This window comes from Pseudomonas sp. GZD-209, assembly GCF_049310485.1.
Lineage (GTDB): Bacteria > Pseudomonadota > Gammaproteobacteria > Pseudomonadales > Pseudomonadaceae > Aquipseudomonas > Aquipseudomonas sichuanensis.
In genome coordinates, this window is the sequence record NZ_JBMOWQ010000174.1 from 1 (window position 1) to 13,684 (window position 13,684).

A 13,684-nucleotide genomic window follows, 5' to 3' on the forward strand; every position below is an offset into this window, starting at 1 on the left:
GGATCAGCTGGCCGTTGCCGTCGTAGGCGAAGGTTTCGCTCTGGCTCTGGTTGCCCAGGCGGGCCGTACGCTCACTCAATCGGCCCATGGGGTCGAAGGTCAAGTCGATACGGCGCTGGCCAACCTGGGTCGAGGCGAGGCGACCGCTGTACGGGTCGTACTGGTAACGGGTGACCAGGCCATCGAAGCCAGTCTCTTGTAGCAGCCGGCCCACCGGGTCGTAGAGGAAAGTGGCCTTGCTCGCGTTCTCGTTTTCCAGGCCGTTCAAGCGGCCAAGCTTGTCCCAGCGATAACGCAGGGTGTGTTCGTTGGCGTCGACGCGTTCGGTCAAAAGGCCTGCGGCGCTGTAGGCCCAGGTGGTGCAGCGGTCGAGGGCATCGACATGCGCCAGCAGGCGGCCTTCGGCATCGTAGTTGAAGCGCTCTTCGGTCTTGTCGGGATGGGTGACCGTGGCCAGTTGCCCGGCCTGGTATTCGTAGGTGGTCGTGTGGCCCGCCGCATCGGTGAAGTCGGTCAGCTGGCCGAAGGCGTCGTATGTCCACTGGCTGCGCTTGCCCGAGCAGTCGGTGTACTCAAGCAACTGCCCGGCGTCGTTGTAGGCGAGTGTCTTTTCGTTGCCTAGCGCATCCTTGATCGCCTTGACCAGCCCGGCCGGGGTGTAGGCGTACTCGGTCTTGTTCCCCAGCGGATCGACGCTCTCGACCAGGTTGCCGCGCTCGTCATAGTCGCGTAGCCACAAGCCACCCTCGGCATCGCGCAGTTTGATCGGCTGGTCGTGATCGTCGTAGGCGTAGTGCACCGTGCTGTGGTCGGCGCGGATGTGCTGCAGCAGGTTGCTGCGCTCATCGTAGGTGTAGCGGTCCTGGCTGCCGTCGGGGTGGACATGGCGGATGACGTTCTTGCGCGGGTCGCGGAACAGCCACTCCTCGCGGCCGTCCGGGTGGATCAGGCGGTAGGTGTAGCCCAGGGCGTCGTAGTAATGCCAGGTTTCCTGGCCGTGGGCGTCGGTGACACAGGTCAGGCGGATGTTCGGGTCCCAGGCCAGGCGGGTCTCGAAGCTGCCGTCGTCGGCCCATTCGTGGATGGCCTTGGCGTGCGGGCCGCTGCCGTCCCATTCGAGGTTGATGCCGCGCCCGGTGCGGTCGGTGTAGCGGGTCAGTAAATGATGCTGGTACTGGTAGTGCCAAGCAGCGCCGTGCTCGTCCTGGGCGGCGATCAGGTCGCCGTGGGTGTCGTAGTGGTAGCCGCACAGCTGGCGCAGCGGCGTGCCATCGACCACCTGCCACAGGCCCTGGAGATGCCCATGGTCGTCGAGCAGAGTACCCAATTGCAGATGGACTTTTTCGGGATCGTTGTCGGAGTAGGTGTTGATATCCGACAGCACCGGCCGGCCGTTGAACTGGTGCTCGTAGTGCAGCATTGCCCCGGCGCCGCTGCGCAGTTGGATATGCGTCAGGTAGAAGCGGTCGCCCTCGCGGACATAGGTTTCGCGGCGGTCCAAGCCACGCAGCAACACCAGTTGCTGCTCGGCGGTGCGCACCAGGCTGAAGTACTCGATCGGGTCATGGTGCGGCTTGCCAACGTTGGGCAGCGGGTAGTCGTGGCTGCGGCCGTCGCTGTCGTGGAACACCACGACCTTTTCCACGACATCGATGCAGGTGGTGAACTCGGTGATCCAGCGGGCGCCGAGCGAACCTTGATCGAGGGCCGCCAGCCGGGAGTTGTACACCCGCGTCCAATTGACCGGGAACGGCCCAGGCAGACTGAGATCCTGGTGGGCCAGCGTCTCGTCGCCAAGCACGTGGCCGATGCTGAACCCGGTGCAGGCGCAAGGGCCATTCTTCTCAGGCTTGGGCTGCTTGTTGGCGCGGCCCTGGCGGCGGGTAGCTTCGGTCGGCCCTTCGCTGCGGATCATCCTGGCTTGCGCAGTGGCATTGGGTTTGAGGTTGACCGCCACTCGCCGGCTTGGCGGATGGGCCTGCACAGTCTGCAGCAGTTGGGTCAACAACCAGGCGATGCTATGCGGCCGTTCGGCCTGGCCGAGGGCCGCAAGCTGCTTGGGCACGGCTTCGGCCAAGCTTTCAAGGGTGGCGATCAGTGGCTTGAACAAGGCCTCGAGCTCGCCGCTGAAATGCCCGGCGACGCTGTTGTAGGCCTGTTTGAAGGTGCCTTCGGCGGCATTGCCCAACGCCGCCAGGGCCAACAACCAGGCATCGGCTTCCAGCGCCGAGTCGTACAGGGCCACCTGGGCCAGTTGCTGGCGCGCCGTGCGCCGACTGGCCTGGGCGTCCAGCCGGCCCCTGGCGAGGTCGTCGAGGGCGCGGGCCAACTGGCGAAGCAGCGCCTGGGCGAGGTCACTGGCGTGGGCGAGCATTTCTGGCAAGTGCTGCAGCGCCCCGCTGATGAAGTTATCCAGCTCGCCGCGGATGCTGGCGTGCAGGTGGCCTTCGAGGATTTCCAGCAGCACCGCGTCGAGGCGCGCGCCAGGGCGGCGGCGCAGGGTCTGGCGGGTCAGTTGCAGCACCGGGCGCAACACCCGGCGGGGGATGGTCATGCCCGGCGGGAAGGGCACGACGCCAATCAGGTTGATACCCAGGCTGACCCACAGCAGCGGGTCGCTGCCAGGGTGCTCGACCAACTCGATGAGGTCAGCGAGCACATCCACGGCGGCCAGGGCGTTGGCAACAACAGGGGTGTTTTCACCGAGGTTGCGCAGGGACTGCAAGTCGAGAAAGCCGCCGCTGATGCCGTGCAGCCAGTCGTTGACGGCAGCGGCGGCGAGGCCCAGGTCCTCGCTGAGCAGGGTTTCGAGGGGGGCAATGGCGAGCTCGACGTCGTGCTCGGTGAGGGTGGTCATGGGGCTAGCCTTCCTGACCATGGCTTGGGAAGGCGAAATGATGGTGAGGAGATACCGCTCTGTATGTCGGAGCGCGTCGAGGCATCGACAGGAAAGGGATGAGCTAGCGGTACGGTAAATCTTGCGAAATGACCAGTTGCTCAAACAGGATGTTCATCACCGCAAGAACCATCGGTTATCCGGCACTTCGGCATGACTTGAGTCGAGGGCTCGATGCTCCTGACCATGCGTCATCATCGATAACGCCATCGCTCATATCATTGCCCGTGATAATAACCTTCGCTGCGTTCGATTCGTGCGTCGCGCGCAACACACTCACACTCCGCCCACTACTAATACATTGGCGGAGTACTCCATGGATCTCTCACTCAAACCCTTGCGCTTCCCCCTCGCTGCCCTGGCAGTGGTGGTGCTCAGCGCCTGTGGCCGCGCACCAGACGCCATGCAGGCTCCCGCCGCACCCAAGGTCAGCGTCGCCAAGGTGATCGAGCAGCCGATCAACGAATGGGACGAGTTCACCGGCCGCCTGGAAGCGCCGGAAACCGTCGAGGTGCGCCCACGGGTCTCTGGCCAGATCGACCTGGTGGCCTTCACCGAAGGCGCCCAGGTGAAAAAAGGCGACCTGCTGTTCCAGATCGACCCACGCCCGTTCCAGGCTGAAGTCCGCCGCCTCGAAGCCCAGGTGCAGCAGGCCAAGGCCACCGCCATCCGCAGCGCCAACGAGGCCCGCCGTGGCGAGCGCCTGCGCGACAGCAACGCGATCTCCGCCGAGCTTGCAGAGTCGCGCACCAGCGCCGCTGCCGAAGCCCGTGCCGGGGTCGATGCCATCCAGGCACAACTGGACCTGGCCCGCCTGAACCTGAGTTTCACCCGAGTCACCGCGCCGATCAGCGGCCGCGTCAGCCGCGCCCAGTTCACCGCCGGCAACATCGTCAGCGCCGACGTCACGCCGCTGACCAGCGTGGTCTCCACCGACAAGGTGTACGCCTACTTCGACGCCGACGAGCGCGTGTACCTCAAGTACACCCAGCTGGCGCGTGACGGCCAGCGCGGCCAGAGCACCCCGGTGTACCTGGGCCTGACCAACGAAACCGGCAACCCGCACCTGGGCCAGATGAACTTCGTCGACAACCAGGTCAACCCGCGCACCGGCACCATCCGTGGCCGCGCCGTGTTCGACAACCGCGACGGCCAGTTCACCCCCGGCCTGTACGCACGCCTGAAGCTGGTCGGCAGCGCCCAGTACGACGCCGTGCTGATCAACGACGAAGCAGTCGGCACCGACCTTGGCAAGAAGTTCGTGCTGGTCATGGACAAGGACAACAAGGCCGCCTACCGCGCAGTGGAGCTGGGGCCGAAGCTCGAAGGCCTGCGCATCGTGCGCAGCGGCCTGGGCAAGGACGACCGCATCGTGGTCAAGGGCCTGCAGCGCGTGCGCCCTGGCTCGCCAGTCACCCCAGAAGAAACCCAGATGGCCAGCGAGCAGACCCTCGCCGCCCTCGCCCAGCAGCGCCAGGCCCTCGAAGCCAGCAACCCGGCGCCCAAAGTTGCGGGTGCCAACGTCAAAGTCGCCAGCGCCCAAGCGCCACGCGGTTAAGGGACAACACCGATGAACTTCTCGAAATTCTTCATTACCCGGCCGATCTTCGCCGCGGTGCTGTCGCTGGTGCTGCTGATCGCGGGCTCGATCTCGCTGTTCCAGCTGCCGATCAGCGAATACCCCGAAGTGGTTCCGCCCACCGTGGTGGTGCGCGCCAACTTCCCCGGCGCCAACCCCAAGGTCATCGGCGAAACCGTCGCCGCACCGCTGGAGCAGGCCATCACCGGTGTCGAGAACATGCTGTACATGTCCTCGCAGTCCACCGCCGACGGCAAGCTCACCCTGACCATCACCTTCGCCCTGGGCACCGACCTGGACAACGCCCAGGTGCAGGTGCAGAACCGCGTCACCCGTACCCAGCCGAAGCTGCCGGAAGAAGTGACGCGTATCGGTATCACCGTCGACAAGGCCTCTCCCGACCTGACCATGGTCGTGCACCTGACCTCGCCGGATAACCGCTACGACATGCTCTACCTGTCCAACTACGCCATCCTCAACATCAAGGACGAGCTCGCTCGCCTGGGTGGCGTGGGCGACGTGCAACTGTTCGGCATGGGCGACTACTCGCTGCGGGTATGGCTCGACCCGAACAAGACCGCTTCGCGCAACCTGACCGCCAGCGATGTGGTGGCCGCGATCCGCGAACAGAACCGCCAGGTCGCCGCCGGCCAGCTGGGCGCCCCGCCCGCCCCCGGCTCCACCAGCTTCCAGCTGTCGATCAACACCCAGGGCCGCCTGGTCAACGAGGAAGAGTTCGAGAACATCATCATCCGAGCCGGTGCCGATGGCGAAATCACTCGCCTGAAGGACATCGCCCGGGTCGAACTCGGCTCCAGCCAGTACGCCCTGCGCTCGCTGCTGAACAACCAGCCGGCCGTTGCCATCCCGATCTTCCAGCGCCCAGGCTCCAACGCCATCGAGATCTCCGACGAAGTGCGGGCGAAGATGGCCGAGCTGAAGAAGGACTTCCCCGAGGGCATGGACTACAGCATCGTCTATGACCCGACCGTGTTCGTCCGTGGCTCCATCGAGGCCGTGGTGCACACCCTGTTCGAAGCGCTGATCCTGGTGGTACTGGTCGTCATCCTGTTCCTGCAGACCTGGCGCGCCTCGATCATCCCGTTGCTGGCCGTGCCGGTGTCGCTGATCGGTACCTTCGCGGTGATGCACCTGTTCGGCTTCTCGCTCAACGCCCTGTCGCTGTTCGGCCTGGTGCTGGCCATCGGTATCGTGGTGGACGACGCCATCGTGGTGGTGGAGAACGTCGAACGCAACATCGGGCTGGGCCTGAAACCGCTGGAAGCCACGCAAAAGGCCATGAGCGAAGTGACCGGGCCGATCATCGCCACGGCGCTGGTGCTGTGCGCCGTGTTCGTGCCGGCGGCGTTCATCTCTGGCCTTACCGGGCAGTTCTACAAGCAGTTCGCCCTGACCATCGCCATCTCCACCGTGATCTCGGCGTTCAACTCGCTGACCCTGTCGCCGGCCCTGGCCGCCGTGCTGCTCAAGGACCACCACGCACCCAAGGACCGTTTCTCGCGGTTCCTGGAAAAACTGCTGGGCAGCTGGCTGTTCGCCCCGTTCAACCGCTTCTTCGACCGCGCCAGCCATGGCTACGTCGGTGGCGTGCGCCGGGTCATCCGCTCCAGCGGCATCGCCCTGTTCGTCTACGCCGGCCTCATGGGCCTGACCTACCTGGGCTTCTCGACCACCCCGACCGGTTTCGTCCCGGCCCAGGACAAGCAGTACCTGGTGGCCTTCGCCCAGTTGCCGGACGCGGCCAGCCTCGACCGCACCGAGGCGGTGATCAAGCGCATGAGCGAGATCGCCCTCAAGCAACCGGGCGTGGCCGATTCGGTGGCCTTCCCGGGCCTGTCGATCAACGGTTTCACCAACAGCCCCAACAGCGGCATCGTGTTCACCCCGCTCAAGCCGTTTGACGAGCGCAAGGACCCGAGCCAGTCGGCGGCGGCCATCGCGGCAGCCTTGAACGCCCAGTTCGCCGATATCCAGGACGCCTACATCGCGATCTTCCCGCCACCGCCGGTACAAGGCCTTGGCACCATCGGCGGCTTCCGCCTGCAGATCGAGGACCGTGGCAACCTGGGCTACGAAGCGCTGTACAAAGAGACCCAGAACATCATCGCCAAGAGCCACAACGTGCCGGAGCTGGCGGGCCTGTTCACCAGCTACCAGGTCAACGTGCCCCAGGTCGATGCCGCCATCGACCGGGAAAAGGCCAAGACCCACGGCGTGGCGATCACCGATATCTTCGACACCCTGCAGGTCTACCTGGGTTCGCTGTACACCAACGACTTCAACCGCTTTGGCCGCACCTACCAGGTCAACGTCCAGGCCGAACAGCAGTTCCGCCTCGACGCCGAGCAGATCGGCCAGCTGAAGGTGCGCAACAACCAGGGCGAGATGATCCCGCTGGCGACCTTCCTCAAGGTCAGCGATACCTCGGGGCCTGACCGCGTCATGCACTACAACGGCTTCATCACCGCCGAGATCAACGGCGCCGCAGCCCCTGGCTACAGCTCCGGCCAGGCCGAGGCAGCGATCGAGAAGTTGCTTAAAGAAGAGCTGCCCAACGGCATGACCTTCGAGTGGACCGACCTGACCTACCAGCAGATCCTCTCGGGCAACACCGCGCTGTTCGTGTTCCCGCTGTGCGTGCTGCTGGCGTTCCTGGTGCTGGCGGCCCAGTACGAAAGCTGGAGCCTGCCGCTGGCGGTGATCCTGATCGTGCCGATGACCCTGCTGTCGGCCATCACCGGGGTGATCGTCTCGGGTGGCGACAACAACATCTTCACCCAGATCGGCTTGATCGTACTGGTGGGCCTGGCGTGCAAGAACGCGATCCTGATCGTCGAGTTCGCCAAGGATGAACAGGCCAAGGGCCTCGACCCGCTGGCTGCGGTACTGGAAGCCTGCCGTCTGCGCCTGCGGCCGATCCTGATGACCTCGATCGCCTTCATCATGGGTGTGGTGCCGCTGGTGTTCAGCTCCGGTGCCGGCTCGGAAATGCGTCACGCCATGGGTGTGGCGGTGTTCTCGGGGATGATCGGGGTGACCGTGTTCGGCCTGTTCCTGACCCCGGTGTTCTTCTTCCTGATCCGCCGCTTCGTCGAGCGTCGCCAGGCCCGCAAGGCCGAGCGCGCACTGCCGCTGGAGAACCATGCATGAACCTGCTCAAACCCCTGACCCCGAGCCTGCTGGCGCTGGCCCTGGCGGCCTGCGCCGTGGGCCCGGACTACAAGGCCCCGGCCACGGAGCCGGCCAGGCTCGACAGCAGCCTTGAAGCCAAGGCCTACGACCGCAGCCGCTTCGAGAGCGTGTGGTGGAAGCAGTTCGACGACCCGGTGCTAAACCAGCTGGTGCAAGCCTCGCTGGATGGCAACCGCGACCTGCGCATCGCCTTCGCCCGCCTGAAAGCGGCGCGGGCGATCCGCGACGACGCCGCCAACGACCAGTTGCCGGTGGTCACCAGCCGCGCCAGCAGCGACCTGGGCAAGGGCCAGATCCCCGGCCAGACCGAACGCCGGGTCAACAGCGAGCGTTACGACCTGGGCCTGGACATGGCCTGGGAGCTCGACCTGTTCGGCCGTATCCAACGCCAGATCGAAGCCAGCGAAGCGCAGGAAGCGGCCGCCGAGGCCGACCTGCAGCAGCTGCAGGTCAGCCTGATCGCCGAGCTGGTGGATGCCTACGGCCAATTGCGCGGCGCCCAGCTGCGCGAACAGATCGCCGTGGCCAACCTCAAGACCCAGCAGCAATCGCGCGACATTACCGTCACCCTGCGTGACACCGGGGTCGGCAACGAGCTCGATGTGGTGCGCGCCGACGCCCGCCTGGCCGGTGTCGAAGCCACCGTGCCGCAGTTGCAGGCGGTTCAGGTGCGGGCGAAGAACCGCATCGCCACCCTGCTCGGCCAACGCCCGGACGCCCTGACCGTGGACCTGTCGCCCAAGGTCCTGCCGGCCATCGCCAAGGCCTTGCCGGTGGGCGACCCCGGCGAGCTGCTGCGCCGCCGCCCGGACATCCGCAGCGCCGAACGCCAGCTGGCCGCGGCCACCGCCAATGTGGGCGTGGCCACCGCCGATTTGTTCCCACGGGTGAGCCTCAGCGGCTTCCTCGGTTTCACCGCCGCGCGCGGCTCGCAGATCGGCTCGGCCGCCTCCAACGCCTGGGCGCTGGGCCCGAGCATCACTTGGGCGGCATTCGACCTGGGCAGCGTGCGCGCCCGCCTGCGTGGCGCCAAGGCCGATGCCGACGGGGCACTGGCCAACTATGAGCAGCAGGTGCTGCTGGCCCTGGAAGAGTCGGCCAACGCCTTCAGCGACTACGGCAAGCGCCAGCAGCGCTTGCTGGCGCTGATGCGCCAGAGCGATGCCAGCCGCAAGGCCGCCGAGCTGGCCTCGGTGCGCTACCGCGAAGGGACGGTGGATTACCTGGTGCTGCTCGATGCCGAGCGCGAACGCCTGAGCGCCGAAGACGCCCAGGCCCAGGGCGAGGTCGAGTTGTACAGCGGCATCGTGGCGATCTACAAGGCCCTGGGTGGTGGCTGGCAGCCGGAGGTGGTGGCCAGTACGCGCTGAATGACCTGTTGAATTGAAAGCTCCTTTGGTTGGATCCTCCCCCAACCGTTTGCCCCGATGGCCTTGGTTGTCGGGGCTTTTTTATGGGGTGGGGATTGGGTGAGGGCCACCAGGTGTATGGCGGGAGATTGGGTGAGGGCCACCAGGTGCTTGCTGGGAATCTTGCAGCGCCTGTGAGATCGAGCGCCGCCCGCGCGGCGCATCGCGGGGCAAGCCCGCTCCCACATCTGTTTCGGGCCAGTCTTTCCTGTGCCATTACCTGGTCCGCCTTGTTGGTACGACGCGGTTTTGGCGTGGTCGCTAACGCTGTATCACATGACTCAAGGCGGGCACCAAGGCGGACAGCGGTACTTTCACAGGATTCATTGGCCCGAAACAGATGTGGGAGCGGGCTTGCCCCGCGATGCGCCGCGCGGGCGGCGCTCGATCTTGAGGGCCCTGCAAAATCATCGCCGAACACCTGGTGGCCCTCATGCAATCCCAAGCCAGCCCCTACTACCCCACACTCCCAATAAAATTCGCCAGCTCCGCCGTCTTCGGCGCATCGAACAAGCTCTTCGGATCGCCAACCTCATGCACCTTGCCCTGGTGCATGAACACCAGCTTGTCCCCCACCTCCCGGGCAAAGCGCATTTCATGGGTAACCATCACCAACGTCATGCCCTCCTTGGCCAACCCCCTCACCACGCCGAGCACTTCACTCACCAGCTCCGGGTCGAGCGCCGAGGTGATCTCGTCGCACAGCAGCACCTTGGGCGACATCGCCAGCGCCCGGGCAATCGCCACGCGCTGTTGCTGGCCACCGGACAGCTGATCGGGGTAGGCATCGAACTTGGCTTCCAGCCCTACCCGTTCCAGCATCCTGCGCGCCAGTTGCCGGGCCTCGGCCTTGGGCGTCTTCTTCACCAACTGCGGCGCCAGCATCACGTTCTCGCCCACGCTCAGATGCGGGAACAGGTTGAACTGCTGGAAGATCATCCCGACCTTCTGGCGCAGGCTACGCAAGTCGGCGCGTGCCGCGTCCAGGTATTCGCCGTCAACTTCGATCACACCGTCATTGATCGACTCCAGCCCGTTCAGGGTACGCAGCAAGGTGCTCTTGCCCGAGCCGCTGCGGCCGATGATCGCCACCACTTCGCCTTCCTCGATGCTCAGGTCGACGCCCTTGAGCACGTGGTTGTCCCCGTAGTACTTGTGCAACGCAGAAACGCTAACCAGCGGCATGCAGCCTCCTCTCCAGGTGGCGGGCACCCAGCGACAGTGGAAAACACAGGATGAAGTAGCCCAGCGACACCAGGCCGTAGATCAGGAAAGGTTCGAAGGTGGCGTTGGCCAGCATGCCGCCGGTCTTGGTCAGTTCGGTGAAACCGATGATCGAGGTCACTGCCGTGCCCTTGACCACCTGCACCGAAAAGCCCACGGTCGGTGCCACGGCCAGGCGCAGCGCCTGGGGCAGCACCACATGGCGCAGCTGCTCGCCACGGCGCAGCGCCAGGCTGGCACTGGCCTCCCACTGCCCGCGCGGGATCGACTCCACGCAGCCGCGCCAGATTTCGGCGAGGAACGCACTGGTGAACAGCGTCAGTGCCACGGCCGCCGCCGCCCACGCCGACACGTCGATGCCGAACAGGGCGATGCCGAAGAACACGATGAACAGCTGCATAAGCAGCGGCGTGCCCTGGAACAGCTCGATGTAGCCACGGGCCAACACCCGCAAACAGCCGTTGTCGCTGATCCGCGCCAGCAGCATCAGCAAGCCCATGGCGCCGCCGCAGACGAACGCCACCAGCGACAGCAGCAAGGTCCATTGCAACCCGGTGAGCAGGTTGCGCACGATATCCCACAAGGTGAAATCCATCAGCGTCTCCCCACGATCACGCGCCGGCCGAACAGGTTCAGCAATTGCCGCACGCCAATGGCCATGGCCAGGTACAGCAAGGTGGTGAACAGGTAGGTTTCGAACGCGCGGAAGTTACGCGACTGAATGAAATTGGCCGCGAACGACAGCTCTTCGGTGGCGATCTGCGAACACACCGCCGACCCCAGCATGACGATGACGATCTGGCTCGACAGCGCCGGCCACACCTTGGCCAGGGCCGGGCGCAGGATCACGTGGCGGAACGTCTCGAAACGCGTCATCGCCAGCGCCGAGGCGGCTTCCAGTTGCCCGCGCGGGATGGCCTGGATGCCGGCGCGGATGATCTCGGTGGAATAGGCGCCGAGGTTGATCACCATGGCCAGCACCGCCGCCTGCCATTCGCTCATGCGCACGCCAAGGGCCGGCAAGCCGAAGAAGATGAAGAACAGCTGGACGATGAACGGCGTGTTGCGGATCAGCTCCACATACACCCCGAACAGCCAGTTGAACGGCCGCAGCTGCCAGGCCCGCACCAGCGCGCCGACGATGCCCAGGGCAACGCCTGCGAGGGTGCCGATCACCGTCAGTTCCAGGGTGAACAGCGCGCCCTTGAGCAGCAGGTCGCCCTGCTGCAATGCGGCGGCGAAATCGAATTGATAGGCCATCGTTCAAGGTCACTCGAAATCGGCGGGCAACGGTTGCTTGAGCCACTTCTCGGCATTGCGCCCAAGGCTGCCGTCGGCCTTGGCCTGCACCAGGATTTCATCGACCTTGGCGCGCAGCGCCGGCTGCTCCTTGGCCATGCCCACGTACACCGGCGAGTCCTTGAGCTTGAGCTTGAGCACCGGCACCTTGGCCGGGTTCTTCGCCGCAATGGCCGACATCACCACGCTGCCGCTGGCGATCAGGTCGACCTGCCCGGACAGGTAGGCGGCGATGGTCGAGTTGTTGTCTTCGAAACGCTTGATGGTCGCGCCTTGCGGGGCCACCGCGCTCAGCTCCATGTCTTCGATGGCGCCACGGGTGACGCTGATGGTCTTGCCGTTGAGCGTATCGAGGGTGTCGATGCTGCTGGCTTCGGGGCCGAACACGCCGAGGTAGAACGGCGCGTAGGGTTTGGAGAAGTCCACCACCTTCTCGCGCTCCGGGTTCTTGCCCAGGCTCGAGATCACCAGGTCGACTTTGCCGGTGGTCAGGAACGGGATGCGGTTGGTGCTGTTGACCGGGGTAAGGGCCAGCTTTACCCCGAGCTTGTCGGCCAACAGCTGCGCCGTGTCGATGTCCAGGCCGCGCGGTTTCAGGTCGGGGCCGACCGAGCCGAACGGCGGGAAGTCCTGGGGCACGGCGACCTTCAGCACACCGCGCTGGCTGATGTCGCTGAGGGTATCGGCGTGGGCGATCGACTGCATCAGGGCACTGCCACACAGCAGTGTGGCCAGCAGGCATTTGCGCATAGTGTTCATGGTCAAGACCTCGGGTGGTGATGGGCAGCTGTTTGCTGAACCCTTGCAGCCGACGTGCCATGACGCTGAAAAACGCCGGGAAATCGCCCGCAGGCCTCGTGCTTGGCGGTATTACTGGTCTGAACAGTTGACGCCCTGGGGCCCGGCATCCCACAGAAAAATCCCCGTTAAATGGCAGCGACCGCGCCCTTGCACCAGCACGGGGCCAAACTTGCGTGCACGGTGAAGAACGTCGTAAAACGGCAGCTTCTTTGATTGGATGGGTCTGTACCGATGCTCGACACCCCCCTTCGCGGCGCCGTTCCCGAACTCGCTTTGCAGGCCATCCAGCGCCTGATCGACGAGGGCGAATACCAGCCGGGTGACGCCCTGCCCGCGCAACGCGAACTGGCGCAGAACCTGGGGGTCAGCCGTGCGTCACTGCGTGAGGCCTTGTCGTCCTTGAGTGCCATGGGCGTGGTCAGCGTGCAGCCGGGCAAAGGGGTATTCGTCAAAGCGCCGAAAGCTGAACAGCCAAGCTCGGCTTCAGGGTTTGCCTGGCCCTTTGCAGCCCAGGTATCGGCCGCCGATACCTTCCAGTTGCGCTATGTGCTCGAAGGCTTTGCCGCAGGCCAGGCCGCCAATGGCCTGACCACCGAGGCCCTCGATGCGCTGGCGGAGAATGTCGAAGCCATGGGTATCGAGTTGAAGGCGCGCAACTTCGAAGCGGCGGCGCGCCTGGACTTCGCCTTTCATCGGGGCATTCTCGAGGCCAGTGGCAACCTGGCGATGCTGCAGATTGTCATGGCCAGCGAGGCTATTTATATCGAGAGCCAGAAGTTGCCATTCATTCGCCCGGAACGGGCCATGGAAACCTGGAAAGAGCATAAAAAGATCCTCAACGCGCTGGCCAGGCATTCGGCCCCTGCCGCGCAGAAAGCGATGCAGGAACATATCCGCAGTGCCGCCTTGCGCACCGGGATCGTATTCTCGGCCTGAACGGCCGCCCTCCCCGTATTGGTTCAAAAACACCAACGCCGGCCTGCCACGCCCCGTTTTGGCGCGGGCCTGCCTTGCAGGCCGTGAGCACGCAAACAAACCCACCCCGCCTCCCCCAGCCAAAAGCGTCGCTTTATTGAATAAATAAAGCGCGCCAGCGATTGTTTTTAAAAATATTCAGCTGATTCACCGCTTATTGGATTTCCGGCACTTCCATTGCAAAGACTTTGTTTACCTGCGCAACGCATCGCCCGCTCGACGCGCAGCAGGAAGTTGTCAACGCACACTGAGGTGCCGATAAAAACCAGAACTCATTTTTGCTCGCAG

Annotated in this window: 9 protein-coding genes; 4 read left to right on the forward strand and 5 right to left on the reverse strand. The window is 64.8% G+C overall.

The genetic code is table 11. The annotated features are described in order from the left end of the window. The coding region (locus ACO6VM_RS19305) for a DUF6531 domain-containing protein (RefSeq protein WP_422403664.1) at window positions 1-2,857 on the reverse strand (2,857 nt) is incomplete at its 3' end. Window positions 2,858-3,212: 355 nt separating this feature from the next. Between ACO6VM_RS19305 and mexE the strand changes: the two genes are divergently transcribed. From mexE to ACO6VM_RS19320, 3 genes are read left to right on the forward strand one after another with little or no spacing between them, the layout of a single operon-like run. Then, entirely contained in the window at window positions 3,213-4,454 is a 1,242-nt protein-coding gene (gene mexE / locus ACO6VM_RS19310) for a multidrug efflux RND transporter periplasmic adaptor subunit MexE (RefSeq protein WP_422403665.1), read from the forward strand. Window positions 4,455-4,466: 12 nt separating this feature from the next. Further along, window positions 4,467-7,646 carry an efflux RND transporter permease subunit gene (locus ACO6VM_RS19315; protein WP_125463724.1) on the forward strand — a complete coding sequence of 1,060 codons (3,180 nt, stop codon included), beginning with the start codon at window positions 4,467-4,469 and terminating at the stop codon, window positions 7,644-7,646. Next, a complete protein-coding gene (locus tag ACO6VM_RS19320; RefSeq protein WP_422403666.1) occupies window positions 7,643-9,058 on the forward strand; it encodes an efflux transporter outer membrane subunit in 1,416 nt (471 codons plus the stop codon). The genes ACO6VM_RS19315 and ACO6VM_RS19320 overlap by 4 nt, the downstream gene beginning before the upstream one ends. 495 nt (window positions 9,059-9,553) lie before the next feature. On the opposite strand, the gene ACO6VM_RS19325 is transcribed toward ACO6VM_RS19320, so the two are convergent. The 4 genes from ACO6VM_RS19325 to ACO6VM_RS19340 are packed head-to-tail and all read right to left on the reverse strand — an operon-like array spanning window position 9,554 to window position 12,379. Then, window positions 9,554-10,282: an amino acid ABC transporter ATP-binding protein gene (locus ACO6VM_RS19325; RefSeq protein ID WP_390971042.1), complete on the reverse strand. Its 729-nt coding sequence runs from the start codon at window positions 10,280-10,282 to the stop codon at window positions 9,554-9,556. Then, window positions 10,269-10,919: an amino acid ABC transporter permease gene (locus ACO6VM_RS19330; RefSeq protein ID WP_190306083.1), complete on the reverse strand. Its 651-nt coding sequence runs from the start codon at window positions 10,917-10,919 to the stop codon at window positions 10,269-10,271. The genes ACO6VM_RS19325 and ACO6VM_RS19330 overlap by 14 nt, the downstream gene beginning before the upstream one ends. Continuing rightward, window positions 10,916-11,581 (reverse strand): amino acid ABC transporter permease, encoded by a 666-nt coding sequence (locus ACO6VM_RS19335; RefSeq protein WP_258706351.1) that lies wholly within the window; start codon window positions 11,579-11,581, stop codon window positions 10,916-10,918. The genes ACO6VM_RS19330 and ACO6VM_RS19335 overlap by 4 nt, the downstream gene beginning before the upstream one ends. A gap of 9 nt (window positions 11,582-11,590) precedes the next feature. Continuing rightward, entirely contained in the window at window positions 11,591-12,379 is a 789-nt protein-coding gene (locus tag ACO6VM_RS19340; RefSeq protein ID WP_422403667.1) for a transporter substrate-binding domain-containing protein, read from the reverse strand. Between the two features lie 273 nt (window positions 12,380-12,652). Here ACO6VM_RS19340 and ACO6VM_RS19345 point away from each other — a divergent pair, with 273 nt between their 5' ends. After that, window positions 12,653-13,357 carry a FadR/GntR family transcriptional regulator gene (locus ACO6VM_RS19345; RefSeq protein ID WP_422403668.1) on the forward strand — a complete coding sequence of 235 codons (705 nt, stop codon included), beginning with the start codon at window positions 12,653-12,655 and terminating at the stop codon, window positions 13,355-13,357. Window positions 13,358-13,684 lie beyond the last annotated feature (327 nt).